The sequence below is a fragment of the Streptococcus sp. UMB1203 genome, assembly GCF_030217725.1.
Taxonomy (GTDB): domain Bacteria; phylum Bacillota; class Bacilli; order Lactobacillales; family Streptococcaceae; genus Streptococcus.
This window is the reverse complement of record NZ_JASOOK010000015.1, coordinates 17,092-42,057: the sequence shown is the minus strand read 5'-3', so window position 1 is coordinate 42,057 and position 24,966 is coordinate 17,092. Positions and strand designations below refer to the sequence as shown.

25 protein-coding genes are annotated in these 24,966 nt (G+C 39.7%); 7 read left to right on the top strand and 18 right to left on the bottom strand.

Annotation, left to right across the window (positions count from 1 at the left end; all coding sequences use genetic code 11):
- Positions 1-281 precede the first annotated feature (281 nt).
- From ylqF to xerS, 5 genes are all read left to right on the top strand, one after another.
- Entirely contained in the window at positions 282-1,133 is an 852-nt protein-coding gene (ylqF, locus tag QP439_RS05385; RefSeq protein ID WP_285388337.1) for a ribosome biogenesis GTPase YlqF, read from the top strand.
- Entirely contained in the window at positions 1,120-1,899 is a 780-nt protein-coding gene (gene rnhB, locus QP439_RS05380; protein WP_285388335.1) for a ribonuclease HII, read from the top strand. The genes ylqF and rnhB overlap by 14 nt, the downstream gene beginning before the upstream one ends.
- A gap of 16 nt (positions 1,900-1,915) precedes the next feature.
- Positions 1,916-3,466, top strand: coding sequence for a ClC family H(+)/Cl(-) exchange transporter (locus tag QP439_RS05375; protein WP_285388333.1), 1,551 nt, complete (start codon positions 1,916-1,918; stop codon positions 3,464-3,466).
- Positions 3,467-3,554: 88 nt separating this feature from the next.
- Positions 3,555-3,992 carry a MepB family protein gene (locus QP439_RS05370; protein WP_061424846.1) on the top strand — a complete coding sequence of 146 codons (438 nt, stop codon included), beginning with the start codon at positions 3,555-3,557 and terminating at the stop codon, positions 3,990-3,992.
- 271 nt (positions 3,993-4,263) lie between these two features.
- Positions 4,264-5,334 carry a tyrosine recombinase XerS gene (gene xerS, locus QP439_RS05365; protein WP_285388330.1) on the top strand — a complete coding sequence of 357 codons (1,071 nt, stop codon included), beginning with the start codon at positions 4,264-4,266 and terminating at the stop codon, positions 5,332-5,334.
- A 72-nt stretch (positions 5,335-5,406) separates the two neighbouring features.
- On the opposite strand, the gene lplA is transcribed toward xerS, so the two are convergent.
- The 15 genes from lplA to dhaK form a co-directional block, all read right to left on the bottom strand.
- A complete protein-coding gene (gene lplA / locus QP439_RS05360; RefSeq protein WP_261008729.1) occupies positions 5,407-6,396 on the bottom strand; it encodes a lipoate--protein ligase in 990 nt (329 codons plus the stop codon).
- Between the two features lie 58 nt (positions 6,397-6,454).
- Positions 6,455-8,158, bottom strand: coding sequence for a dihydrolipoyl dehydrogenase (gene lpdA / locus QP439_RS05355; protein WP_285388326.1), 1,704 nt, complete (start codon positions 8,156-8,158; stop codon positions 6,455-6,457).
- Between the two features lie 45 nt (positions 8,159-8,203).
- Complete coding sequence (locus QP439_RS05350) at positions 8,204-9,247, bottom strand: dihydrolipoamide acetyltransferase (RefSeq protein ID WP_070527510.1); 1,044 nt, start codon at positions 9,245-9,247, stop codon at positions 8,204-8,206.
- Positions 9,248-9,693: 446 nt separating this feature from the next.
- Positions 9,694-10,686 carry an alpha-ketoacid dehydrogenase subunit beta gene (locus QP439_RS05345; RefSeq protein WP_285388322.1) on the bottom strand — a complete coding sequence of 331 codons (993 nt, stop codon included), beginning with the start codon at positions 10,684-10,686 and terminating at the stop codon, positions 9,694-9,696.
- Positions 10,687-10,701: 15 nt separating this feature from the next.
- Positions 10,702-11,670: a thiamine pyrophosphate-dependent dehydrogenase E1 component subunit alpha gene (locus QP439_RS05340; RefSeq protein ID WP_285388319.1), complete on the bottom strand. Its 969-nt coding sequence runs from the start codon at positions 11,668-11,670 to the stop codon at positions 10,702-10,704.
- Positions 11,671-11,823: 153 nt separating this feature from the next.
- Positions 11,824-13,185, bottom strand: coding sequence for an MATE family efflux transporter (locus QP439_RS05335; RefSeq protein WP_285388317.1), 1,362 nt, complete (start codon positions 13,183-13,185; stop codon positions 11,824-11,826).
- Between the two features lie 41 nt (positions 13,186-13,226).
- Positions 13,227-14,495 carry a dihydroorotase gene (locus tag QP439_RS05330; protein WP_285388315.1) on the bottom strand — a complete coding sequence of 423 codons (1,269 nt, stop codon included), beginning with the start codon at positions 14,493-14,495 and terminating at the stop codon, positions 13,227-13,229.
- 12 nt (positions 14,496-14,507) lie between these two features.
- Complete coding sequence (locus QP439_RS05325; RefSeq protein ID WP_001135763.1) at positions 14,508-14,972, bottom strand: NUDIX hydrolase; 465 nt, start codon at positions 14,970-14,972, stop codon at positions 14,508-14,510.
- A gap of 9 nt (positions 14,973-14,981) precedes the next feature.
- On the bottom strand, positions 14,982-15,635 hold the full coding sequence (locus QP439_RS05320; protein ID WP_285388312.1) for a uracil-DNA glycosylase: 654 nt from the start codon (positions 15,633-15,635) through the stop codon (positions 14,982-14,984).
- Positions 15,636-15,696: 61 nt separating this feature from the next.
- On the bottom strand, positions 15,697-16,389 hold the full coding sequence (gene pynA, locus QP439_RS05315) for a pyrimidine 5'-nucleotidase PynA (RefSeq protein WP_285388310.1): 693 nt from the start codon (positions 16,387-16,389) through the stop codon (positions 15,697-15,699).
- A gap of 124 nt (positions 16,390-16,513) precedes the next feature.
- On the bottom strand, positions 16,514-16,732 hold the full coding sequence (locus QP439_RS05310) for a hypothetical protein (protein WP_285388308.1): 219 nt from the start codon (positions 16,730-16,732) through the stop codon (positions 16,514-16,516).
- A 151-nt stretch (positions 16,733-16,883) separates the two neighbouring features.
- A complete protein-coding gene (locus tag QP439_RS05305; protein WP_285388306.1) occupies positions 16,884-17,615 on the bottom strand; it encodes a hypothetical protein in 732 nt (243 codons plus the stop codon).
- A 641-nt stretch (positions 17,616-18,256) separates the two neighbouring features.
- Positions 18,257-18,631, bottom strand: a complete 375-nt coding sequence (gene dhaM, locus QP439_RS05300; protein ID WP_285388305.1) for a dihydroxyacetone kinase phosphoryl donor subunit DhaM — start codon at positions 18,629-18,631, stop codon at positions 18,257-18,259.
- Complete coding sequence (dhaL, locus tag QP439_RS05295; protein ID WP_285388303.1) at positions 18,631-19,206, bottom strand: dihydroxyacetone kinase subunit DhaL; 576 nt, start codon at positions 19,204-19,206, stop codon at positions 18,631-18,633. Before dhaL ends, dhaM begins: the two co-directional genes overlap by 1 nt.
- A gap of 21 nt (positions 19,207-19,227) precedes the next feature.
- Complete coding sequence (gene dhaK, locus QP439_RS05290) at positions 19,228-20,217, bottom strand: dihydroxyacetone kinase subunit DhaK (RefSeq protein ID WP_285388301.1); 990 nt, start codon at positions 20,215-20,217, stop codon at positions 19,228-19,230.
- A gap of 153 nt (positions 20,218-20,370) precedes the next feature.
- Between dhaK and dhaS the strand changes: the two genes are divergently transcribed.
- On the top strand, positions 20,371-20,901 hold the full coding sequence (gene dhaS, locus QP439_RS05285; protein ID WP_285388299.1) for a dihydroxyacetone kinase transcriptional activator DhaS: 531 nt from the start codon (positions 20,371-20,373) through the stop codon (positions 20,899-20,901).
- Positions 20,898-21,887 carry a DhaKLM operon coactivator DhaQ gene (gene dhaQ / locus QP439_RS05280; protein WP_285388297.1) on the top strand — a complete coding sequence of 330 codons (990 nt, stop codon included), beginning with the start codon at positions 20,898-20,900 and terminating at the stop codon, positions 21,885-21,887. Before dhaS ends, dhaQ begins: the two co-directional genes overlap by 4 nt.
- A gap of 97 nt (positions 21,888-21,984) precedes the next feature.
- Here dhaQ and QP439_RS05275 read toward each other — a convergent pair whose 3' ends face one another.
- The 3 genes from QP439_RS05275 to ptsP form a co-directional block, all read right to left on the bottom strand.
- Complete coding sequence (locus QP439_RS05275) at positions 21,985-22,524, bottom strand: ClbS/DfsB family four-helix bundle protein (RefSeq protein WP_153225879.1); 540 nt, start codon at positions 22,522-22,524, stop codon at positions 21,985-21,987.
- A gap of 81 nt (positions 22,525-22,605) precedes the next feature.
- The gene (locus QP439_RS05270) at positions 22,606-23,100 is read right to left on the bottom strand and encodes a YkgJ family cysteine cluster protein (RefSeq protein WP_000031476.1); all 495 of its coding nucleotides are present in this window, start codon (positions 23,098-23,100) and stop codon (positions 22,606-22,608) included.
- A gap of 132 nt (positions 23,101-23,232) precedes the next feature.
- On the bottom strand, positions 23,233-24,966 hold the full coding sequence (gene ptsP, locus QP439_RS05265; protein ID WP_004241506.1) for a phosphoenolpyruvate--protein phosphotransferase: 1,734 nt from the start codon (positions 24,964-24,966) through the stop codon (positions 23,233-23,235).

Sequence of the window (24,966 nt, the reverse complement as noted above, 5' to 3'; positions counted from 1 at the left end):
TATGGGACTTTTTTTCTACACAAAAAAGGCTCCATAAGATCCATAGGGGATTTACCCACTACAAATATTATAGAGCCTCATTTGATGGCTTTTTTCTATACAGGGAGCTTAAAAGGCTATCATCAGACAAAATAGAGAAGGCATGATATAATATAAGGTAGATTTCTATGTAATTAAACAAAAACTGTTTGAACATCCTTCATTTGAAAACTCTCTACGTTCAAACAATAGTAAAATAAAATAGGGGCTCTAAACCCTTGATTCGAAAGGAAAAAAACTCAATGGCTACTATTCAATGGTTTCCTGGTCACATGTCTAAAGCGCGTCGACAAGTGCAGGAGAATTTAAAATTTGTTGATTTTGTGACGATTTTGGTGGATGCACGCTTGCCTCTATCTAGTCAAAATCCTATGTTGACTAAAATTGTTGGTGACAAACCAAAACTCTTGATTTTAAACAAGGCGGACTTGGCCGACCCAGCAATGACCAAGGAATGGCGTCAATATTTTGAATCACAAGGAATCCAGACGCTAGCTATCAACTCCAAAGAGCAAGTAACTGTAAAAATTGTAACCGATGCTGCTAAGAAACTTATGGCTGATAAGATTGCTCGTCAAAAAGAACGTGGGATCAAGATTGAAACCTTGCGTACCATGATTATCGGGATTCCAAATGCTGGTAAATCAACTCTCATGAATCGTTTGGCTGGTAAAAAAATTGCCGTTGTCGGCAACAAACCGGGTGTGACTAAAGGGCAACAATGGCTCAAAACCAATAAAGACCTGGAAATCTTGGATACACCGGGGATTCTCTGGCCTAAGTTTGAGGATGAAACTGTTGCATTGAAACTGGCCTTGACAGGAGCTATTAAAGACCAGTTGCTTCCTATGGATGAGGTAACTATTTTTGGTCTCAATTATTTCAAAGAACATTATCCAGAAAAGTTGGCTGAACGCTTCAAACAAATGAAAATTGAGGAAGAAGCGCCTGTTATTATTATGGATATGACCCGCGCCCTCGGTTTCCGTGATGACTATGACCGATTCTACAGTCTCTTCGTGAAGGAAGTCCGCGACGGCAAACTCGGTAACTATACCTTAGATACATTGGAAGACCTCAATGGCGACGATTAAAGAAGTCAAAGAACTCCTTGCTACGGTCAAGGACTTAGATGACCCTATTTTTTTAGAGCTTGAACAGGATACTCGCTCAGGAGTTCAAAAAGAAATCAGCAAGCGTAAAAAAGCCATTCAGGCAGAATTGGATGAGGAACTTCGTTTGGAATCCATGCTTTCCTATGAAAAAAAACTTTATAAGCAAGGATTGACCTTAATTGCTGGTGTTGATGAGGTCGGCCGTGGTCCTCTGGCTGGACCTGTAGTCGCTGCAGCTGTTGTTTTACCTCAAAATTGTAAAATTAAAGGTCTCAACGACAGCAAGAAAATTCCTAAAAAGAAACATCTGGAGATTTTCCAAGCAGTTCAAGACAAAGCCTTGTCAGTCGGAATTGGTATCATGGATAATCAAGTCATCGATCAAGTCAATATCTATGAAGCAACCAAACTGGCCATGAAAGAAGCAATCTCCCAGCTCAGTCCTCAACCTGAGCACCTCCTGATAGATGCCATGAAATTGGATTTACCCATTTCACAAACCTCCATCATTAAAGGAGATGCTAATTCCCTCTCGATCGCAGCAGCTTCCATAGTAGCAAAAGTGACACGTGATAAATTGATGAAGGAATACGATCAGCAGTTTCCCGGCTATGATTTCACTACTAATGCAGGATATGGAACTGCTAAACACCTAGAAGGACTGGAAAAACTAGGAGTTACCCCAATTCACCGGACCAGCTTTGAACCCGTTAAATTGCTGGTTTCAGGAGAAAAAGAAAGATAAGTTAGAAGGAATGATTATGGAGGAACAGTCAGAAACACTCAGTTCCAAGAAAGAATTTGCCTTTGCCTCAAGCACCATATTATCCCAAGTTGGACGAGGAATCGTTGTTGGTCTCGTTGTTGGAATTATCGTTGGATCCTTTCGGTTTTCAATCGAAAAAGGCTTCCACCTGATACAAGGGCTTTATCAAGATCAAGCGCACCTAGTGCGCAATCTTTTTGTACTGGTTTTATTTTACATACTCATCTGCTGGCTCAGTGCTAAATTAACACGGTCAGAGAAAGATATCAAAGGCTCAGGAATTCCTCAAGTCGAAGCCGAATTAAAGGGACTAATGACTCTCAACTGGTGGGGCATTCTTTGGAAAAAATATATTCTAGGAATTCTAGCTATTGCCAGCGGACTCATGCTGGGGCGTGAAGGGCCAAGTATCCAACTTGGAGCAGTTGGTGGTAAAGGCATTGCCAAGTGGCTCAAATCCAGTCCAGTTGAGGAACGGTCCTTGATTGCTAGTGGTGCTGCAGCTGGTCTAGCTGCAGCCTTTAATGCACCGATTGCAGGACTTCTCTTTGTTGTAGAAGAAGTCTATCACCATTTTTCACGCTTTTTCTGGGTCTCAACTCTAGCAGCTAGTCTCGTAGCAAACTTTGTCTCTTTGCTCATATTTGGCCTAACACCCGTACTGGATATGCCAGACAATATTCCTCTCATGACCCTAGATCAGTATTGGATTTACCTCCTCATGGGAATTTTTCTGGGTCTTTCCGGTTTTCTCTATGAGAAGGCTGTACTCAATGTCGGTAGAGTTTATGACTGGATTGGTCAAAAAATCCGTTTGGATAGAGCATATTATCCAATTCTGGCTTTCATTCTCATCATACCAGTCGGGATCTTCTTACCACAAATACTTGGTGGTGGAAATCAGCTGGTTCTTTCCTTAACTGAGCAAGATTTTAGTTTCCAAGTTCTATTAGTTTACTTTTTGATTCGCTTTGTTTGGAGCATGATTAGTTATGGAAGTGGCCTTCCAGGAGGAATTTTCCTACCAATTTTGGCGCTTGGTTCCTTGCTTGGTGCCCTAGTTGGTGTTATTTGTGTCAATCTTGGGCTTGTCAGTCAGGAGCAATTCCCTATCTTTGTCATTCTGGGAATGAGTGGCTATTTTGGAGCCATATCCAAGGCTCCCTTAACTGCAATGATACTCGTAACTGAGATGGTAGGAGATATTCGCAACCTCATGCCACTTGGTTTAGTGACCTTGGTCGCCTACATCATCATGGATCTACTCAAGGGGGCACCAGTCTATGAGGCTATGTTGGAAAAAATGCTGCCTGAAGAAGCATCAGATGAAGGAGAAGTCACACTTATTGAAATCCCTGTTTCAGATAAAATAGCAGGAAAACAAGTACACGAACTCAACTTACCACATAACGTACTCATCACCACCCAAGTCCATAATGGCAAGAGCCAAACAGTTAACGGCTCAACCAGAATGTATCTGGGGGATATGATCCACCTGGTGATTCCAAAAAGTGAAATTGGGAAAGTCAAAGATTTGTTGTTGTAGATCAAAAATATTATTACATAATTTTTATTATGTAATAAATGTATCAAGAATATTTTGTTGATTTTGATAAGGGAGGACATACATCATAATGAAAATACTAGATGTTCTATATGAGTTTTATGGTGATTTTGAATTCATTAAAGAAAAGTGGAATGAAAAATACGAAGGTATTCTTATCAAAATAAAGGATGAGCAAGGATATAAAAGATGCCGCTTAGCAAAAAGAACACCGAAAAAAGAAGGATATTTTACAGTTTTTTGGAAAAAAGACAAAAATAACATGAACATTCCTTATACCAATGAAGATTTGGGAACTGAACTTGTTATCGTTGTCATCGATAATGATAAAAAGGGGCTATTTATTATTCCAAACGAAGTTGCTACTTGTAAGAAAATTCTCTCAACAAAAAACAGCAAAGGAAAAATGTCCATGCGATTTTATCCGCCTTGGTGCACAAATTTAAATACAACGGCTCAATCAACACAAAAATGGCAATTGAAATTTTTTAGAGAAATTGAATTATAAGAATGACTTTGAAAAATTTCTAGTAGATTCATATCAGACACAAAGACTTGGTTCTTATGAAAAAAGAACCAAGTCTTTGTGTTAGTTTCTCAGTAATAAAGTACATTATAGACAATTTTTGTCGAAAAAATTTTTTAGTTATTAAAAATGAAATCATTTTTGGTTATTCTATTAAAAAGCCCTATAACATCTTTCCGAAAAACTATAATTTTCTTGAAAAATGTGCAAGTATATGCTATACTACTTGTAGACTTATTTATGGAGAAAATACATGAAACGTGAGATTTTACTGGAACGAATTGACAAACTAAAACAAATCATGCCCTGGTATGTTTTGGAATACTACCAATCTAAGCTCGCTGTTCCCTACAGTTTTACAACCTTGTACGAATACCTCAAGGAATACGATCGATTTTTCAGCTGGGTTTTAGAGTCTGGTATCTCAAACGCCGATAAAATATCTGATATCCCTTTATCGGTCTTAGAAAATATGTCAAAAAAAGACATGGAATCCTTTATCCTTTACCTACGTGAACGTCCTTTGCTGAATGCCAATACAACCAAGCAAGGTGTCTCTCAGACAACCATCAATCGGACTTTGTCAGCACTTTCTAGTCTTTACAAGTATCTGACCGAGGAAGTCGAAAATGACCAAGGGGAACCTTATTTTTATCGTAATGTAATAAAAAAAGTTTCAACCAAGAAAAAGAAAGAAACACTTGCTGCCAGAGCTGAAAATATCAAGCAAAAACTCTTTCTAGGTGATGAAACAGAAGGTTTTCTGACTTATATCGACCAAGAGTACCCACAACAGCTCTCAAATCGAGCTCTTTCATCATTTAACAAAAATAAAGAACGTGATTTGGCCATCATTGCCCTTCTCTTGGCATCTGGTGTTCGCTTGTCTGAAGCAGTTAATCTGGATATAAGGGATCTCAATCTCAAAATGATGGTTATTGATGTCACTCGAAAAGGGGGCAAACGTGACTCGGTCAATGTCGCTGCCTTTGCAAAACCTTATCTAGAGAATTATCTAGCCATTCGAAATCAACGCTATAAGACGGAAAAGACGGATACAGCCCTCTTTTTAACACTCTATAGAGGTGTTCCCAATCGTATCGATGCTTCCAGCGTGGAAAAGATGGTTGCTAAGTACTCTGAGGACTTCAAAGTCCGCGTAACTCCCCACAAACTCCGACATACCCTAGCAACTAGGCTCTATGATGCGACTAAATCGCAAGTTTTGGTTAGCCACCAGCTAGGACACGCCAGTACGCAAGTCACTGACCTCTATACCCATATCGTTAACGATGAACAAAAGAATGCTCTGGATAGTTTATAAACTACATAAAATAAATTATGTAAAAGAAAACTCGAAAAAAGAAGCTGTTAAAACAAGCAACTTCTTTTTAATTTATCCCACTACCGCTTCAGCGATTTCTTCACGACTAATACCAGCGAAGTAGCGTGTGATATCAATGGTTTCTAGCGCCTTAAGGACGTCTTCGCGTTCGTATTTCACCCCACGAAGGACATCTTCTACTGCAGCAACGTCTTCAATACCAAAGAAGTCACCATAAATTTTGATGTCTTGGATTTTTGATTCGACGACATTAGCAAAGACTTCCACCTTACCACTAGTGAATTTTGTTCCACGACGGACGTTAAATTCAGGTGATTTACCATAGTTCCAGTCCCAAGTTCCAAACTTGGTATCCTTGATACGATTGATTTCAGCTAATTCTTCCTCAGAAAAAACGTATTCAGTCATCTCTGGGTACTCTTTTTTCATGTATTCCAGTAGTAAATCACGGAATTCTTCGACTGTGATTTTTTCTGGTAATTCATTGATAATATTGGTCACACGAGCACGAACCGATTTCACACCTTTTGATTCAAATTTATCCTTTGAAACCTTAAGGGCGTTAGCAAGGACTGACAAATCAACGTCAAAGAGCAAGCAACCGTGGTGCATGATACGACCGTTGATATAGGCTTGAGCATTGCCACAGAACTTCTTGCCATCAATCTCAAGGTCATTACGACCTGTGAACTCAGCTTTAACCCCAAGTTGAGCTAGTGTATTGATAACTGGAGTTGAGAAGCTCTTAAAGTCAAAGGCCTTGTTTTCATCTTCCTTTGAGATGATAGTGTAGTTGAGGTTGTTTAGATCGTGATAAACAGCTCCACCACCACTGATACGGCGAACTACTTCAATGCCATTTTCTCGAACATAATCACGGTTGATTTCTTCGATGGTATTCTGGTGACGACCAACAATGATAGATGGTTTGTTAATCCAAAGAAGGAAGATTTGATCCTCATCTAAAAGATGTTTAAAGGCATATTCTTCCAAGGCAATATTAAAGGCAGTGTCGTTTGAATGATTGATAATATATTTCATGATATCCCTTTATACGATAGAGACTGGAAAATATCTTCCAGTCTAATCTATCTTCGTTTTATTTTTTCTTAGGTGAATGGATGGCCATTCCTAGAACATCCGCAAACGCTTCGTACATCACTTCAGAGTAGGTTGGGTGTCCGTGGATAGTCTTCAGCATTTCTTCAACAGTGATTTCCATTTCGATGATGCTTGATGCTTCGTTGATTAACTCTGCAGCTGCAGGACCGATAATGTGTACACCAAGGATTTCTCCGTATTTCTTATCAGCGATAACTTTTACGAAACCTTGAGCCGCATCTGATGCAATGGCACGACCGTTGGCAGCAAAGTTGAATTTACCGATAGCAACATCATATTTCTCACGAGCTTGTTCTTCAGTCAAACCTACTGCTGCTACTTCAGGAAGAGTGTAGATAGCTGCAGGAGTCAAGTTCAATTTGGCAACAGCATGGTTTCCTTTAAGGGCATTTTCAGCGGCAACTTCACCCATGCGGAAGGCTGCGTGCGCCAACATCTTAGTACCGTTGATGTCACCTGGTGCGTAGATACCTGGAACAGAAGTTTCCATGTATTCGTTGACCTTGATACGTCCACGATCCAATTCAAACTCAACATCTCCAATACCTTCAAGGTCTGGCACACGACCGATTGAAAGAAGGGCTTTACTTGCGATGATATCGTCTTTTCCTTCGACCTTGATACGAAGTTGACCATTTTCCTCGATGATTTCTTGGAGCTTAGTGTCAGTTAAGATGGTCATACCTTTACGCTCAAGAATCAAGCGAAGGTTCTTAGAAACTTCCGCATCCATAGCTGGCACGATACGGTCCATCATTTCGATAACAGTCACTTTTGAACCAAATGTCATGAAAGCTTGACCAAGTTCTATACCGACAACGCCACCGCCGATGATAACAAGGCTTTCTGGTACTTCATTCATTTCAAGAATGTCATCACTGGTCATGACAAGTGGAGATTCCATACCAGGGACGTTGATCTTGCTGACTTTTGAACCACCGGCAAGGATGATTTTCTTGGTTTCAAGCAATTCAGAACCATTTACCAAGACATTCTTGTCTTTAGTAATAGTACCGATACCCTTATGAACAGTAACTCCGTAGCTACGAAGAAGACCTGCAACTCCACCAACAAGAGTATTAACAACTTTAGATTTTGTTTCTAAAAGTTTGTCCATATCTACAGTAAAGTTTGGATTTTCGATGACGATACCACGGTTTGCTGCATGACCGATATTTTCAATGATTTCTGCGTTGTGAAGGTAGGTCTTGGTTGGGATACATCCACGGTTCAAGCAGGTTCCACCGAGTTCAGATTTCTCAACAAGGGCAACCTTACCGCCGAGTTGTGCTGCTTTAATGGCTGCAACATAACCAGCAGGACCACCACCAATCACAACGATATCAAAGGCGTCATCGCTCTTGCCGTCGTCGTTTGAGGCACTAACTGCAGGCGCTGGGCTAGCTTCTGGCGCTGCTGCTCCAGCTGTTGGGATATTTTCCCCTTCTTCTCCTAGGTAACCGATAACTTCCGTTACAGGAACTGTTTCACCGTCCCCTTTAAGGATGGCAATCAAGTACCCATCTTCTTCGGCTTCTAATTCCATGCTGACTTTGTCAGTCATGATTTCCAAAAGGATTTCTCCTTCTTTTACAAATTCTCCGACTTTTTTATTCCATTGGACGATTTGTCCTTCTGTCATATCCACGCCGGCTTTTGGCATAATTACTTCTAAGGCCATGTCTTCCTTCCTTTATCTATATCTTTAAAATGAATACTCTTGTTCTTAAATCAACATTGAGATTGGATTTTCAATCAATTCTTTCAAATCTTTCATAAATTTAGCACCAGCCATACCATCTACGACACGGTGGTCAATTGTTAACCCAAGACTCATAATAGGACGAATCACAATCTCACCATTGACGACAACTGGCTTCTCAATCGTCGAACTGACACCAAGAATAGCTGAGTTTGGTTGGTTAATGATCGGACCGAAGGACTGAACACCAAACATTCCCAAATTACTGATTGTGAATGTTGAATTTTGCAGTTCGCTTGGAGCCAATTTACCATCCAAGGTACGGCCAATGACGTCTTTGAATGCAACAACCAACTCTGATAAACTTAGTTTTTCAGCATTGTAAACAACAGGTGTCATCAATCCATTATCCATCCCAACTGCCATCGCAAGGTTGACGTAGTTGTGCGTGATAATAGTCTTGCCGTCTTCTGTCAATGAAGCGTTGATGTATGGATGTTTCATAAGTGTCTTAACAACAGCAAGTGAAAGAAGGTCTGTTACAGTAGTTTTCTTCCCAGTTGCTTCCATAATTGGCTCAAGAACCTTCTTACGAAGAGCCAGCATTTCAGTCATATCAACTTCATAGTTGAGGGTGAAGGTTGGCGCAGTTAGGTAAGACTCGACCATACGTTGGGCAATAACCTTACGCATTGGTGTCATTGGGATACGCTCAATTTCACCATAAGGAGTGATATTATCAGGAACCTCTTCCACTTTTTCTATTTGAGCAGGAGACTTGATGGTGTCGTTTTCGATATTTTCAGGAAGCAAGGCCAAAACATCCTTCTTCATGATTTTACCACGATGACCCGTTCCTTGGATTTCCTGCCAAGCAATGTTATGTTCGAGGGCAATTCGTTTTGCAAGTGGCGAAATGCGAACCACGTTTGTGTCTTTATAAGTTTCCACGTCTTCTTTGTGGACACGACCGTTTGCACCTGAGCCAGAAACGTCGTAGAGGTTGATACCTAAATCATCCGCTAACTTTCTAGCTGCAGGAGTCGCTCTTAGCTTGTCATCAGCCATGACCTCTCCAATTCTATACTAAGATATTAAGGACGAAGAGGGCTATGAAAAAATAGGAGATTGACGATGTGTTCGATGAACACATCGTCAATCTTTTTTTCGCAGACCTCCGTCCGAATTCAATTAAATGATACTAAGGGCATTTAAAAGCGACTGAAAAATAGGAAATCGACGATGGCTTCGATGAAGCCAAGGAGATTTATCTTTTTTCCGAGCTTTTAGCCCGTGTTCAACTCTACAAGCAACTTGGATACAACACGTATCTCAAGTTGCTACGGTTGCCGCTATTAGGCGGTCAACCTAGTAGACTTACTAAGTCGTTCGTCGAATAACATCGATTCGACTCTCTCCTGTCGCAAATTTGCAAATAACTTGGGTACAATACATATCTCAAGTTACTAAAGTTAAAAACAACCGTTATTTTACATAACTTATCTTATGTAATTCTATTCTTTGTTATATGTTTTACGGATGGCATCTTTGATGCTTTCAACTGTCGGAATCATTGTATTTTCTAGGTTTTGAGCATAAGGCATCGGCACATCTTCTCCTGCGCAACGGCGGATTGGTGCATCTAGATAGTCAAATGCTTCTGATTCTGAAATGATAGCTGAAATCTCTCCGATATAGCCACTTGTTTTGTGGGCATCGTTAACCAGAACAACCTTACCAGTCTTCTTAACTGAGTTAATGATGAGGTCCTTATCAAGCGGAACAAGTGTACGTGGGTCAACAATCTCAACAGAAATTCCTTCTTCTGCTAATTCTTCAGCAGCTTGAACCACACGGCGAAGCATTTTCCCATAAGTAACAACTGTTACATCCGTTCCTTCGCGTTTGATTTCCCCAACTCCAAGTGGAATCGTGTAGTCTGGATCAACTGGCACTTCCCCTTTTTGGTTAAATTCTGACTTGTACTCAAGAATAATAACTGGGTTGTTATCACGGATAGAAGACTTGAGCAGTCCTTTCATGTCAGCAGGTGTACCTGGAGCCACAACCTTAAGTCCAGGAATGTGAGTAAACCAAGATTCCAATGATTGTGAGTGCTGGGCTGCAGATCCAACTCCATTACCAGCTGCACATCGAACAGTCATTGGAACCTGACCCTTACCACCAAACATATAACGTGTTTTAGCAGCTTGGTTGACGATATTGTCCATGGCAATAACCGAGAAGTCCATGAAGGTCATATCGACGATTGGACGAAGTCCTGTCATGGCTGCTCCTGCTGCTGCTCCAGAGATAGCAGCTTCAGAAATCGGACAGTCACGAACACGTTCTGGACCAAATTCTTCAAGCATTCCGACAGAAGTACCGAAGTCTCCTCCGAAGACACCGACGTCTTCTCCCATCAAGAATACATTTTCATCGCGACGCATTTCCTCAGACATAGCAAGGATAATGGTGTCACGGAAGGACATTGTTTTTGTTTCCATTTTTTCTCTTTCTCCTTAGTCTGCGTAAATATCTTCAAATGCTGATTCAAGCGGTGGAAATGGACTTTCTTCCGCAAATTTAACAGAAGCTTCTACTGCTTCCTTTACTTGCGCTTGGATTTCTTCCAATTCTTCGGCACTTGCAATGTTATTTTCAACGAGATAGTTACGAAGGTTTTCGATTGGGTCTTTTTGTTTCCACAATTCCACTTCTTCACGTGTACGATATTTACCAGGGTCAGATGATGAGTGACCAAGCCAGCGGTAAGTTACACTTTCAATCAAGACTGGACCATTACCACTGCGAACATGATCTACAGCTTTCTTAAATCCTTCATAGACGTCGATGACATTGTTACCATCTTCGATGAACATTCCAGGAATTCCATAAGCGGCGCTACGTTGATGGATATGTTCGACATTGGTCATTTTCTTGATATCCGCAGAGATACCGTAACCGTTGTTAATGCAATAGAAAATGACTGGCAGGTTCCAGATAGAAGCCATGTTCACTGCTTCGTGGAAAACACCTTCATTGGTTGCACCATCTCCAAAGAAGCAGACAACGATTTTCCCAGTATTTTGCATTTGCTGACTGAGGGCTGCACCAACAGCGATTCCCATACCACCACCTACGATACCATTTGCACCAAGGTTACCAGCATCAAGGTCGGCAATATGCATAGAACCACCTTTACCTTTACAGGTTCCAGTGTATTTTCCAAGGATTTCAGCCATCATTCCGTTGAGGTCAATTCCTTTGGCAATAGCTTGTCCGTGACCACGGTGGTTTGAGGTAATTAGATCATCTGGATTGAGAGCCAACATAGCACCCACGTTAGCTGCCTCTTCTCCAACAGAAAAGTGCGTCATTCCTGGCACTTTCCCTTTCTTTACTAATTGCGCAATTTTTAAGTCCATACGACGGATTTCTTCCATCTTACGGAACATCTCTAGCAAAAGATTTTTATCTAAAATTGACATCTTCTTGCCTTTCTAACTTTCTTCTTACCTTACTATTTTACCGTTTTTGGCAAATACTGTCAAAGTTTTACTAAAGAAAAATTCACAAAATAAAAAAGAAAACCCCATGAAAACAAGGGATTTTCTTATTAAGAATATTTTTTCACAAACTTTTTAGCGTTTAGATTTTTCTACAGATTCAAATCTCTTCATAATCACAGTTAAACGCCAACGGTAGAGAGCCCCACTTATGATTAGACTAATAATCAAACCAATCCAGTAAGAATAAGCTCCAAAATCTGTTAGGGAATCAAAGACCATAGCCACTGGGATTGCTACACCCCAATAACCAACCAAACCAAGGTAAAAAGGAATCACTGTATCCTTATAACCTCGTAAAATTCCCTGAAGGGGTGCCGCAAAGGTATCTGCTAACTGGAAGAAAAGACTATAAGTCAAAAAACGCGCTGTCAAATCGATAAATTCTGGGTCGTTACCATAAAGACTGGCCACATTTCCCCTAAAAATGTAAAGGAAAGATAAGGTGAAGCCCGCAAAAATAAGGGCTGTCCATCTTCCTAGACTAATATAGGTTTTCGCATCATCAAATCGCTTGGCACCCACTTCATAGGAAACAACAATAGCCATAGCCGATGAGATACTCATAGGAAAGGCGTACATGAGAGTTGAAAAGTTCATAGCTGACTGGTGACTAGCGATAATCAAGGATGAGAACTTAGCCATAATCAAACCAACCACGGAAAAGATAGCCACTTCCGCAAAGACAGTCCCCCCAATAGGCAGACCCAATCGAACTCCTTCCTTGATTTTATCCATATTAAGTGGAATTCGTTTCTTAAGATGTAGGGCTTTGAGCTTCTCCTGTTTAAATAGAACCAGAACAGAAATTCCCAGCAAGACCCAGTAGGCTAAAGAAGTACCTAAACCAGAACCAGCACCTCCCAGTTCTGGAACACCAAAGGCTCCGAAAATCAAGAGATAATTAAATCCACTATTGAGAGGAAGCAACAAAAGCATGAGATACATGGACAGCTTGGTCAACCCCAGCGAATCCAGCAAGGAGCGAATGACACTAAAGAGCAACAGGGGGATAATGCCAATAGATAAAAACCAAAGATAGCGAACTGCTACTGCCGCCACTGGTGCTTCTAGTCCAATATGATTCAAGATTGGTGGTGCCAGGAAAAGTACCATCCCCAGTAAGACCATAGATAGTCCCAAGGCCAGATAGATAAACTGGTAAAAATCAGACGCCACTTCTTCCTTTTTACCTCGCCCAAGATGGTGACCAATGATGGGCACCAGAGCTGATACAATCCCTGTTAGGAATGTAAAGAAGGGATTCCAGATACTGGTTGCCATAGACACACCAGCCAAGTCCATGGTATTGTATTGGCCTGTCATAGTCGTATCAACAAAGGAGGCAGAATAATTGGCAAATTGATAAATCAGGATAGGGAAAAATATCTTTAAAAATAAGATAAACTTGTCTTTAAAATGATAGGTTTGGTACATATAGGCTCTCTATTCTTTTTGTTTACAGAGCAGACTCCCACCTAGTTTTGATAGACGATTTGTCCCTTACAGATGGTATATTTAACCTGCCCTTTTAAGGTTTCACCGATAAATGGTGAATTAGCTGCTTTCGAAGAAAAATGGGAGTCCACAAGGCGGTCAGCATTAGCATCAAAAATAGTGATGTCCGCTGGACCATTCTCAGCCAAGTAACCTGCTTCAAAGTTGTAAAGCTTGGATGGGTTGTATGTCATTTTTTCGAGTAATTCCATCAAGCTCAACTCCCCAGCTTCCACCAAATAAGTCAATCCAAGGGAAAGAGATGTTTCTAAGCCAGTCATGCCAGACGGTGCCTTGGTAATATCATCGACATTTTTCTCGTCTGCATGGTGAGGCGCGTGGTCAGTCGCAATCACAGTGATGACACCTGATTTGAGACCTTCGATAACGGCACGACGGTCTGATTCCAAACGAAGTGGTGGATTCATCTTAGCATTGCTACCTTGTGTCAAAAGAAGGGCTTCGGTCTTAGAAAAATGCTGTGGCGCTACTTCTGCTGTAACTTGTGCACCCAATTTCTGAGCAAACTCCACTACTTTAACACTTTCCTCCTTAGACAAATGCTGGATATGAACATGGGCCTTAGTTGCATAGGCAATCATGACATCACGCGCCATCATAGCATACTCAGCCACCCCAGTCGCACCGCAGATATGGAAATGTTCTTTAGCAATATTTTCGTTAAAACCAAGAATCCCATTCAAACCTGGATCTTCCTCATGGAGACTAATAAAGGTATTGAGTTTTTTGGCTTCCTCCATGGCTTCCTTTACAACTTTACTGCTTTCAAGCGGAATACCGTCATCAGAAAAACCAACAGCTCCAGCTTCTAAGAGGGCCTTAAAGTCAGTCAAATCTTGCCCATTAAAATTCTTAGTAATGGTCGCAACCGTCTTGACATTAATCTTCTCTTTGGCAGCTGACTGGAGAACTTCTTGCAAAGTCTCCACATCTGAAATGGTTGGACTGGTATTAGCCATCATGACAACCGTTGTAAAACCACCTGCAGCGGCTGCTAGGGCACCAGTATGGATGTCTTCCTTGTGGGTCTGACCAGGTTCACGGAAATGAACATGGATATCAACCAATCCAGGAGCAACTACAAGACCAGTAGCATCTAGGATTTCTGCTCCTTCTTCTTTGATTTCAGGCGCAATTTTGATAATTTTCCCATCTTGAACCAAGACATCACACACTTGATCTAGACCAGACTTGGGATCCATAACACGACCATTTTTGATTAATAGCATCTGCTTTCTCCTTTATTCATAGAAATCAACTTGGGTATCCAATAATTTATCCCCATCATAAACAAACTTAGCTGAAAAGAAGGGTTTATCCTCTAAAAGCCACTCAACAAAGGTATGGTCACCTTCCCAAGTAGGCTTGCTCAAAACCTCATCATAGGGAACCCATTCTAGCGTTCCCTCGTTGCAATCAATCAATTCACCCTCAAACTCTGTCACTTTAAAAACATAGGTGTACCAGTCTAAATCTGGTGTAAATTCAGGAAATGTGATAATACCTTTTAGAACTGGCTTAGCTTTCAGTCCTGTTTCTTCGAGGATTTCACGCGCCGCGCATTCCTGAGGCGTCTCTCCACGCTCTAGTTTGCCACCCACACCAATCCATTTCCCTTCATGGACATCATTGGGCTTCTTATTACGGTGGAGCATGAGCAATTCTTTCCCATTATCAATGTAGCAAATTGTCGCTAACTGAGGCATATTTTCTCCTTATCTAAGCCAATCGATTGGCTCTTGTCCTGTCTCTTTTAAGAATGCATTGGCCTTGGAAAAAGGCTTGGAACCCCAAAATCCTCTATAAACTGACAAAGGACTGGGATGGGCTGATTCAATAATCAAGTGATGAGGATTGGTAACTAAAGCCTTCTTCTTACGTGCGTAGGCTCCCCAGAGTATAAAGACCACTGGTCTATCTAGATGATTGACCACCTGAATCACAGCATCCGTAAAAGGCTCCCATATCTGACCAGCATGACCATTGGCCTGTCCAGTAGGAACAGTCAAGCAAGCATTAAGAAGCAAGACTCCTTGCTCAGCCCATGCTGTCAAATCATGGGATTTCTTAACGCCAAGATCATCTGACAATTCTTTCAAGATATTTTGTAAGGATGGCGGAGCTGGGATAGAGTCAGGTACAGAAAAACTCAAGCCCTGCGCTTGACCTGGCCCGTGATAGGGATCTTGTCCTAGAATCACCACCTTAACCTCTTCAAGCGGTGTTGTCAAGAGAGCCTGAAAAACCTTTTCCTTAGGTGGATAAACAGTCCCTTGAGCATAGACTTGCTCCATAAACTGATTGATTTTCCCGAAATAACCCTCAGGTAATTGCTCCTTAATCAAAGCATGCCAAGATGAGTGTTGCATAGCCAACTCCTTCGTTTTTACTGCCTCTATTATAGCAAAAAGTGGCTTTCTAAACCACTTTTTACAGTTTATCTAAACAATCCAGCAAGTCTTGGTAAGAATGAACTTCGTAGGTTGGCTGGGCTTGTGTGTGATTTTCGAGGTGATGAGGGTTGTACCAGATAGTGTCAATCCCAGCGTTATTACCACCTTGAATGTCGGCGGTTAGAGAGTCTCCAATCATCAGCGTCTTTTCTTTACTAAATCCAGCAATCTGCTGGCCAATTTTTTCATAGAAGAGAGCATCAGGCTTTTGTGTTTGCAACTGTTCAGAGATAAAGACTTGATTGAAATAAGGTGCTAGACCAGATTGAGCTAAACGCCCTGTCTGAATGGCAGTAATGCCATTTGTCGCAGCATACAAGTCGAAATCTCGCTCGATGAGACTGTCTAAGAGTTCATGAGCACCTGAAAAAGCTTGCCCTTGTTGGGATAGGTAAAATTGGTAACGCTGGGCTAGAAAACTACCGTCTTTTTCCTGTCCAAAATGAGCAAATAAACGAGAAAAGCGCGTGTTAACCAGCTCTTGTTTACTAATTTTCTTTTGCTCCAAGTCCTTCCAGAGAGCCTTATTCATAGGAACGTAGTAGTCTTTATAAGCTTGAATATCTGCAACTCCTTCTTCTTTTAGAAGTTGGGTCAAAGCCACATCCTCAGCAGCATCAAAATCAAGCAGAGTGTGATCGAGGTCGAAGAGTAGAAATTTGTAGGACAATTTGAGGTTTTCCTTTCTAAGATAAACAACTTTCACTTCAGCCAGCTGTTCAATGTAAAAACTTAAAAGTGGTATAGTATCACAAAGAATAATCGTTCTAATTGATTAACTAATCCATACTATTCTAGTCAAGTTTATTTTTATTATAGAAAAATCTTCTATAAATTCGAGCAATAGTTAAAATACAAACAAATATAATTCCCAAAATAGATAACACTATTTTCACAAAACTCATTTCAGAGCCTATTACATAGATATGAAAAAGAGGGGCTAGTCCTACGCATAGAGATAATAGATAACTACTAAATCTTATCTCACCAATTCCTGCAAAAAAATGTTTCATTTTAAATATTCTCCTTTTAATTGAATATGGTCAGGACATAATCCTAACAAGTAATCGGTGACTCTATTAAAAGCACTTTGTTACCTAGATAAGATATCTTTTCTCTATCTGATTTGATTTTAAAGAGAACTAAGATTTAACCATATCTATCTCACTTCTTATTTTTAAATAATTCGTACTCTTTTTCTCTGATAAAGGGAAGTGAGAAATTAGAAAAAATTAGTAGAATTGAAAATAGGTATCCGTCTTTTTGCATTGCTAAAACATAGCCTAAAAATAAATAGACAATCAAATCTAGTGCGAAAAGAGAAAATATTCTCCTTTTCATTACCTCACTTGTCTTAAAGATTCTGTTTAATAGAAACTTTATCATAGTATCTACACAAATTTTTATCAAAAAGATAAGAGTCAATACACGATTAGCAACTGTACCATGAAGAATAAATGGAAATATAGTTAATATAAAACTAGAAATCTCTAAATATTTTATCCAAGGGGATTGAGACATCTTACTTTTAAACTGACTGATTTTCCTATACTCACTAGCTAATCTAGTATCAAAATCTTTACCAATTTTATTAAAGATTAAAAACTCCATGATAAAATTACTTATTAATACGATATAAGTAGAAACGTTTCCTGGGAAAAATTTATTGATTAAAATTGGAAAACTAATTAACAGAATCGAGTTTATAGCCAAACAAATGGATACTATTTTATTCTTCACAGAGTATATAGGTAGCGATACTATTGAATAGAGAAACGCTAAAAAAATAAGCAAGAAATACTCAGTGCTGCTAATTAGTGGCGCCCTTAATAATAAAAATAGATAGGCACCCCACACGATGATATGCGCTTTACGAATTGACTCTAGATTACTCATCTACCTACTCCTAATATGTAAAGAGAATCCATTTTTAGCTCACATTCTCTTTCCAACAAGTCATAAGCATTTTATGATATTTCCTTCTTCTACATTAGATAAAGTTGAAATACATTTTTTGCAAGTGAAAATATAATTGTTATTTAAAATCCCAAATATCTATCCCTCTTCTAGACCTAAACCAAGTCAGATTAAAGATACAAATATAATGGTAGGGCTTTCTTTTACTTTAGACTACCATAAAACAAGGAATCTTTCAACAAAATTCATTGGCAAACTACTATTCTAGAAGATTGACAGCCCAAATCTTTCAGAATAGAACTATCCTAACTATCGAATACCTCAACTTCATAAATATCCATGCAATTCTAGACCTAGAATTCCTATAAACTAAATGTTTTCGCACTATTCTAAGCCATTGATTGCCTTAAATTTTAATTTTTGAAGGATTCTATAGCTAGAATAGTCCCATCACAATCAGTTTTGAATGATTCACAATTTAGAAACACTATGATTCTACTCCTTTTAAACAAAAAGGAACTGCCCAAGCAATCCCTTTCTGATTTTGAAATTATTTACTTAAAATTTGATAGTTGAGATAATCAATAGCCCACCTATAAAAAGAGTTATAGTAAAATTCCTTATTTATTGATTTCAAGCTCCGCCAACTGTGTTTGAATAACTGACAGTTCTGCACCAGCCTGAAGAAGAGCAGCTGCAGTATAGGCACCTTCTACAATTGGAACCCTATTGATCATGATACTTTTATCACTGAAATCAGCCACCATTTCTAAGTTCATTTTAGCAGAACCTAGGTCAAAAAAGGCTAATAAAGTATCTGCTGGATTTTCGGAAACAACCCTATCTACTTGATCAAAACTAGTTCCAATTCCTCCATCTTCGGTTCCTCCTACATAAGTAATCGGAACATCTTTAGCCACTTCACTAATCAGTTCAACAACACCTTGTGCAATATTTTTGGAATGTGAAACGATAACAAGACCAATACTTCCCATTAAACCACCCCAGTTTCTAAAAGAGCAGTAAAGAGTAATCCTGATGAGAATGATCCAGGATCAATATGTCCAAGAGAACGTTCTCCTACATAAGATGCCCTTCCTTTAGTTGCAAGTAAATCTTTGGTAGCATTCACTAGCTTATCAATAACCTCTTGAGTCAATTGGCCATCAGACAAGGCAGCAATAACAGGAGTCCAAACGTCAACCATTGTCTTCTCTCCAACTTCTGCTTTCCCACGTTTGACAATCATATCCAAACCACTTTGTAAGATTTCTTCTAATTTCGAATTTGAATCAGCTTTGGCCATGCCCATAAAAGCAGAGCCATACAGAGGACCAGAAGCACCTCCTACCTTGCTCAGTAATTGCATTGAGACAAGTTTAAACACATCACTGCTGGTCTCAAATTGCTTTCCTTCTAAGTTTTCCATAACCGCAGCCATTCCACGCGCCATATTTCCACCGTGGTCTCCATCTCCTATAGGAGTATCTAGCTCACTAAGGTAATCTTTCTGTTCTTGAATCTTTTCATTAAAAAGCTTCATCCATTCAAGAGCTTGTTCAGCATTCATACGACATTTCCTCCTTGAGTTCTACCAAGCTGGTGTAGTAACAGGTGCATTTAGAGCATCCAACCACTCATCATCTGCCAATCGAATCAATGTCAATGACAAGCCAGCCATATCGATTGAGGTCATATAGTTTCCAATTTTCTTAAATGCCAACTCAACACCTTTTTCATGGAGTAATTTAGACACATCATTTGCAAATACGTATTGCTCCATCAGAGGGGTGCTTCCTAAACCATTGATGAGAAGCCCATAGCGTTCACCAGCTTTAAGTTGGAAACCTTCAGATAATTTTTCAACCAATTCTGAAGCCAATTGTGCTGAAGGTTGCATTTTCTCTTTTTTATATCCGGGTTCACCGTGAATACCAACACCATATTCAAATTCATCATCTTCTAGAACAAATCCAGGTTTTCCAACCTCAGGGACGGTTGCTCCAGACAAGGCCAGTCCAATTGTTTTAATTTCTAAGACAAGTTTATCGGCCAAGTCCTTCATTTCAGATAATGATTTGCCAGAACGAGCCGCATCACCCAAAATTTTATGGACTAATATAGTACCTGCAACACCTCGACGCCCTTGGGTATAGAGACTATTTTCAACAGCGATATCATCATCAACCACAACGCTTGCTACATCAATACCTTCCATTTCAGCAAGTTCTTGTGCAATTTCAAAGTTCATAATGTCACCAGAATAGTTCTTGATGACCATGAAAACTCCAGCACCTTCATCAGCCGCCTTAATGGCTTCTAAAATTTGGTCCGGAGTAGGTGAAGTGAAGACTGCTCCACAAATGGCAGCAGACAACATTCCATCTCCTACAAATCCAGCATGACTTGGTTCATGTCCTGAACCTCCACCTGAAATGAGACCAACTTTTCCTGTCTTTTCTGCCTTTCTAACGATAACGTCAAAACCATCTAAGCGTTCTACCAAGTCATCATGCATGAATGACAACCCCTGTAGCATTTCATCAACAACTTGTGTCGGTTCATTTATAATTTTTTTCATGAGAAACTCCTTTCGGCATGTATCTTTATTTTCGCTTTCATTATATATTTTTTACTGCTGGCTTGTAAGGGACAGATTCTATTATTTGTCCCCTTTTAAACCCATTTAAAACATTTTTTTGGTAAAATGAAGTAAGTAAAAGAAAGGCTTCCTATGGCATCATCACTTATTACAAAAAAACGGATTGCCAAGGCATTTAGAGACCTATTAGCTACTAAAGAATTTGATAAAATCTCTATTGTAGATATCATGGAATCAGCTGGCATTCGTAGACAGACCTTTTACAATCATTTTCTTGACAAATATGAACTGCTAGACTGGATATTTGAAACTGACTTAACCGAGTATATTACCAATAACTTGGACTTCATTTCAGGCCAAAAACTATTACAAGAATTATTTCTTTATTTCGAACAAGAGCGTGACTTTTATATTCAACTTTTTGATATTCAAGGGCAAAATAACTTCTATGACCACTTTATAAGCTACTGTCGCTTGCTTGTATCAAAAATTTTAAGAGAATACGGTCAGATTGATATCGATTCATCTGCTTATACTTGTTTTTTGTTAGACTATCATTCACATGCTCTAGCAGAAATCGTGAAAGCTTACGTCAATAAAAAAAGTCCAGTTCCACAACCAGACTATCTCATCATGACGATTATTGGAAAGAGACCACAATGACATTTATTTCAAATCATAAACAGAAAATTATTTCAAGTTACATTTCAGCAACTGTCAGCAGTCATCCTGAATTAGAAAAACACCCTACCTTACCATTAGTCTATCAAAAAAATCGCAATCCTCATCAGGTTCCAATATTGTCGGGTGGAGGTTCCGGTCACGAACCTGCGCATATTGGATATGTGGGAGAAGGAATGCTTACCGCTGCTATCTATGGCCAATTATTTACTCCTCCTACAAGAACTGAAATCTTAGAGTCCATTCGTTTTTTAAACAATGGTCACGGTGTCTTCATCATTGTAAAAAATTTCGAAGCAGACATCAAAGAATTTAGCTGGGCCATTAATACTGCTAGACAAGAAGGAATTAAAGTCGGCTATAGTCTAGCACATGATGATATTTCCATTGAACCTCACAATAGATTTCAAATTAGAGGAAGAGGGCTTGCAGGGACAATTTTGCTTCATAAAATCCTAGGATATGCAGCTCAGAACGGTGCCGACATCGAGCAACTAACTGATTTAGGTCATGAACTTGCTCCCGAAATCGCAACGATTGGCTTTGCAACGAAATCTGCTAGTCTCCCCCAAGCCACCCTTCCACTATTTAACTTGGAAGAAGGAAATATTTCCTATGGTATTGGGATACACGGTGAAGAAGGTTATCGTATCGTCCCATTTCAATCGTCAGAAATCCTTGCAAATGAAATTATAAGTAAATTAAGATTACACTATCATTGGAAAAAGGGTGATCAATTTATATTGCTTGTAAATAATCTAGGCACTACTACCAACCTAGAAATGGGCATATTTCTCAATGATCTCCTTCAACTCTTAGAAATTGAAGGAGTCACTATTATCTTTATAAAATCAGGAACATTTATGACCAGTCTGGATATGGCAGGTATATCTGTAACTCTTTGCCCCGTAAAAAACAAACAGTGGTTAGAAGCACTCAATGCTCCAACGACAGCTTTTGCATGGTAATTTGCTTGTATAACTCAAAAGGGCTACATCACTTGATAGCCCTTTGCTTTTATCTTACGTTTAAAAGAACTCATTCTTGCCATTTCAAACAGGCCATCTATACCTTACAATTCTTCCGGTGAGCTTTGAGTTTTTTCAGAGCCCAATCATAGTGACTGGAAGTGCTACTGACAAAATAGGAACCTAGACTTGTCCCTCCCGTCCACCTATAGACACCTTTGGTAAAGAGTTCGTCATTGCTAAAAACTTCTATCAACTCTAAAACCTCCCTATGTGATTGTTCTAGGAGTCTAGTCGCTTCTTCTAAGGAGGTTTTCTGGTGCTTCTTCCAAAAAGCGACATTTAGTTCTCCATAAGTTTTCCAATTATAAGGTTCAGGGAGAAAAGGTCTTTCGTGACCTTTTTGATTAGAATGTACCCAAATCAAAAGTAACTGATGCCATTCATAGAGATGGACCAAAACATCCCGTAAATTTTTATCTCTTTTCCAGTGCGCTTCTTTTTTCTTTTGGTCTTTTGAAAAATCAAAAAGAGGCTGCAACTCTTCTTCGCTTAGTTTAGAGATGAAGAGATTGAGATTTTCGTAACTCTCCTTAGAGGCTAATATTAGTTCCTCTTTGGTTTTTGGTCTAGGCATAGAAGTTCTCCCTTCATATTTCTAGTTATTATGAGAATTTTTATCCTGTAATCTTTGTACAAGATTTAAAGCCGCAAATCTCTATAACTTATCCTTTAATTTCTCAACAAATAGATAGGCTGCTGGACAGGTCAAAGTATTCTTAATCGTCAAATGGTTGATTTGATGGATTTTTTTACGGTCTGTATGGGGAAATTCACGACAGGCCTTTGGACGAACGTCATAGATGGAACAGAGATTATCTCCTCCTAAAAAGGGACAGGGCATAGATTTGAAAACCTTGTCCCCATCTTCATCTACCTGCAAAAACTCTGCTTCAAAAGCAGGTAATTTCATCTTAAAATACTTGGCGATTCGTGTAATATCCGCTTCTTTAAAGTCAGGCCCCAATGTCTTACAACAGTTAGCACAGGCCGTACAATCAATCTCCGCAAATACTTCTTGGTGAATCTGCTGAGCTATCTTATCTAGATTTTTTGGTGGTTTTTTCTTCAAATTGGCTAAAACTTTTCGATGCTCCTTTTGCTTTTGCAAGGCTAGCTGGTGGTAATACTCAATATCAATTTCTTTAGACATGGTTTCTCTCTTATTCTATTTGTTTCCCCTATTATATCATGCCTCTGGCTCATTGCAAAGTGGACTTTATAAGACCATACTTTTCCAAAATGTATCAAAAAACCTTGCAACTAGGTTACAAGGTTAATGACATTAATCAAAGTTAACGTATTCTTTTTGAAGTTCAAGAACTTCTTCCATTGTTGAACACTCTGTAAGGGCACGGTTAGCGTACTCTTCCATCTTAGCAGTGTCCAATTTCTTCATCAAGCTACGTGTACGAAGTACAGATGTTGCTGACATAGAGAACTCATCCAAGCCCATTCCGACAAGAAGTGGAACAGCTTTTTGGTCACCAGCCATCTCACCACACATACCAGCCCATTTACCTTCAGCGTGTGCTGCCTTGATAACGTTGTTGATCAAGCGAAGGATTGATGGGTTATATGGTTGGTAAAGGTATGAAACTTGCTCGTTCATACGGTCTGCTGCCATTGAGTATTGGATCAAGTCGTTTGTACCAATTGACATAAAGTCTACTTCTTTTGCAAATTGGTCTGCAAGCATAGCTGCTGCAGGGATTTCAATCATGATACCAACTTGGATGTCATCCGCAACTGCAACTCCTTCAGCAAGAAGATTTGCTTTTTCTTCTTCATAAACGGCTTTAGCTGCACGGAATTCTTTCAAGAGGGCAACCATTGGGAACATGATACGCAATTGACCATGAACAGAAGCACGAAGAAGGGCACGAATTTGTGTACGGAACATTGCATCTCCAGTTTCAGAAATAGAGATACGAAGGGCACGGAATCCAAGGAATGGGTTCATTTCATGTGGCATATCGAAGTAAGGAAGTTCCTTATCACCACCGATATCCATTGTACGAACAACGACTGGTTTACCATTCATTCCCTCAAGAACAGCCTTGTATGCTTCATACTGCTCGTCTTCTGTTGGGAAATCTTGAGAATCCATGTACAAGAACTCTGTACGGTAAAGTCCAACAGCTTCTGCACCGTTGTTGTTAACACCTTCAACGTCTTTTGGAGTACCGATGTTAGCAGCCAACTCGAAGTGTTTACCGTCAGCAGTCACTGTTTGAGCATCTTTCAAAAGTGCCCATTCAGCTTTTTGTTTAGCATAAGCTTCACCAGCTGCTTTAAATTCAGCCGCTTGTTCATCTGTTGGGTTGATAATCACTTCACCAGTGATTCCGTTAACGGCAAGGATATCACCGTCTTTCACCACTTCAGTGATGTTATTTGTTCCCAATACAGCTGCAATTTCAAGTGTACGTGCCATGATAGCTGAGTGACTTGTACGTCCACCGATATTTGTTACAAAAGCTTTTACAAAGTTTTTGTCCAATTGAGCTGTATCAGATGGTGTCAAGTCATGCGCAATCACAATTACTTCTTCATTGATAGAAGCTGGGTTTGGCAATTTCTTACCAAGAAGGTTTGCCAATACACGTTTTGTCACGTCGCGGATATCCGCTGCACGTTCTTGCATGTATGGGTTGTCTTCCATGCCTTCAAAGATAGTGATGAACATGTCAGTCACTTCTTTAAGACCTGCTTCTGCATTGACTTTCTTAGCACGGATTGTTTCTTTAATCTGACCAATCAATTCTGGGTCAGCAAGAACCATCAAATGAGCGTCAAAAACTTGAGCCGCTTCTTCACCAAGCGTACCTACAGCTTTCTCACGGATAAGAGAAAGCTCGTTTTGAGAAGCTTCAAGAGCTACATCCAAACGAGCCTCTTCTGCGTTTGTATCTTCGACTGAAACAGTCTCGAATGACAAATCCGGTTGAACGAGTAGATATGCTTTTGCAACTGCAACACCGTCAGATGCTGCGATTCCTTTAAGCATTTCTGTCAT

Excerpts from the sequence above, each read along its gene's own strand:
- ylqF (WP_285388337.1), top strand. The coding sequence starts at position 282 with ATGGCTACTATTCAATGGTTTCCTGGTCACATGTCTAAAGCGCGTCGA.
- rnhB (WP_285388335.1), top strand. The coding sequence starts at position 1,120 with ATGGCGACGATTAAAGAAGTCAAAGAACTCCTTGCTACGGTCAAGGAC.
- QP439_RS05375 (WP_285388333.1), top strand. The coding sequence starts at position 1,916 with ATGGAGGAACAGTCAGAAACACTCAGTTCCAAGAAAGAATTTGCCTTT.
- QP439_RS05370 (WP_061424846.1), top strand. The coding sequence starts at position 3,555 with ATGAAAATACTAGATGTTCTATATGAGTTTTATGGTGATTTTGAATTC.
- xerS (WP_285388330.1), top strand. The coding sequence starts at position 4,264 with ATGAAACGTGAGATTTTACTGGAACGAATTGACAAACTAAAACAAATC.
- lplA (WP_261008729.1), bottom strand. The coding sequence starts at position 6,396 with ATGAAATATATTATCAATCATTCAAACGACACTGCCTTTAATATTGCC.
- lpdA (WP_285388326.1), bottom strand. The coding sequence starts at position 8,158 with ATGGCCTTAGAAGTAATTATGCCAAAAGCCGGCGTGGATATGACAGAA.
- QP439_RS05350 (WP_070527510.1), bottom strand. The coding sequence starts at position 9,247 with ATGGCTGATGACAAGCTAAGAGCGACTCCTGCAGCTAGAAAGTTAGCG.
- QP439_RS05345 (WP_285388322.1), bottom strand. The coding sequence starts at position 10,686 with ATGGAAACAAAAACAATGTCCTTCCGTGACACCATTATCCTTGCTATG.
- QP439_RS05340 (WP_285388319.1), bottom strand. The coding sequence starts at position 11,670 with ATGTCAATTTTAGATAAAAATCTTTTGCTAGAGATGTTCCGTAAGATG.
- QP439_RS05335 (WP_285388317.1), bottom strand. The coding sequence starts at position 13,185 with ATGTACCAAACCTATCATTTTAAAGACAAGTTTATCTTATTTTTAAAG.
- QP439_RS05330 (WP_285388315.1), bottom strand. The coding sequence starts at position 14,495 with ATGCTATTAATCAAAAATGGTCGTGTTATGGATCCCAAGTCTGGTCTA.
- QP439_RS05325 (WP_001135763.1), bottom strand. The coding sequence starts at position 14,972 with ATGCCTCAGTTAGCGACAATTTGCTACATTGATAATGGGAAAGAATTG.
- QP439_RS05320 (WP_285388312.1), bottom strand. The coding sequence starts at position 15,635 with ATGCAACACTCATCTTGGCATGCTTTGATTAAGGAGCAATTACCTGAG.
- QP439_RS05310 (WP_285388308.1), bottom strand. The coding sequence starts at position 16,732 with ATGAAACATTTTTTTGCAGGAATTGGTGAGATAAGATTTAGTAGTTAT.
- QP439_RS05305 (WP_285388306.1), bottom strand. The coding sequence starts at position 17,615 with ATGAGTAATCTAGAGTCAATTCGTAAAGCGCATATCATCGTGTGGGGT.
- dhaM (WP_285388305.1), bottom strand. The coding sequence starts at position 18,631 with ATGGGAAGTATTGGTCTTGTTATCGTTTCACATTCCAAAAATATTGCA.
- dhaL (WP_285388303.1), bottom strand. The coding sequence starts at position 19,206 with ATGAATGCTGAACAAGCTCTTGAATGGATGAAGCTTTTTAATGAAAAG.
- dhaK (WP_285388301.1), bottom strand. The coding sequence starts at position 20,217 with ATGAAAAAAATTATAAATGAACCGACACAAGTTGTTGATGAAATGCTA.
- dhaS (WP_285388299.1), top strand. The coding sequence starts at position 20,371 with ATGGCATCATCACTTATTACAAAAAAACGGATTGCCAAGGCATTTAGA.
- dhaQ (WP_285388297.1), top strand. The coding sequence starts at position 20,898 with ATGACATTTATTTCAAATCATAAACAGAAAATTATTTCAAGTTACATT.
- QP439_RS05275 (WP_153225879.1), bottom strand. The coding sequence starts at position 22,524 with ATGCCTAGACCAAAAACCAAAGAGGAACTAATATTAGCCTCTAAGGAG.
- QP439_RS05270 (WP_000031476.1), bottom strand. The coding sequence starts at position 23,100 with ATGTCTAAAGAAATTGATATTGAGTATTACCACCAGCTAGCCTTGCAA.
- ptsP (WP_004241506.1), bottom strand. The coding sequence starts at position 24,966 with ATGACAGAAATGCTTAAAGGAATCGCAGCATCTGACGGTGTTGCAGTT.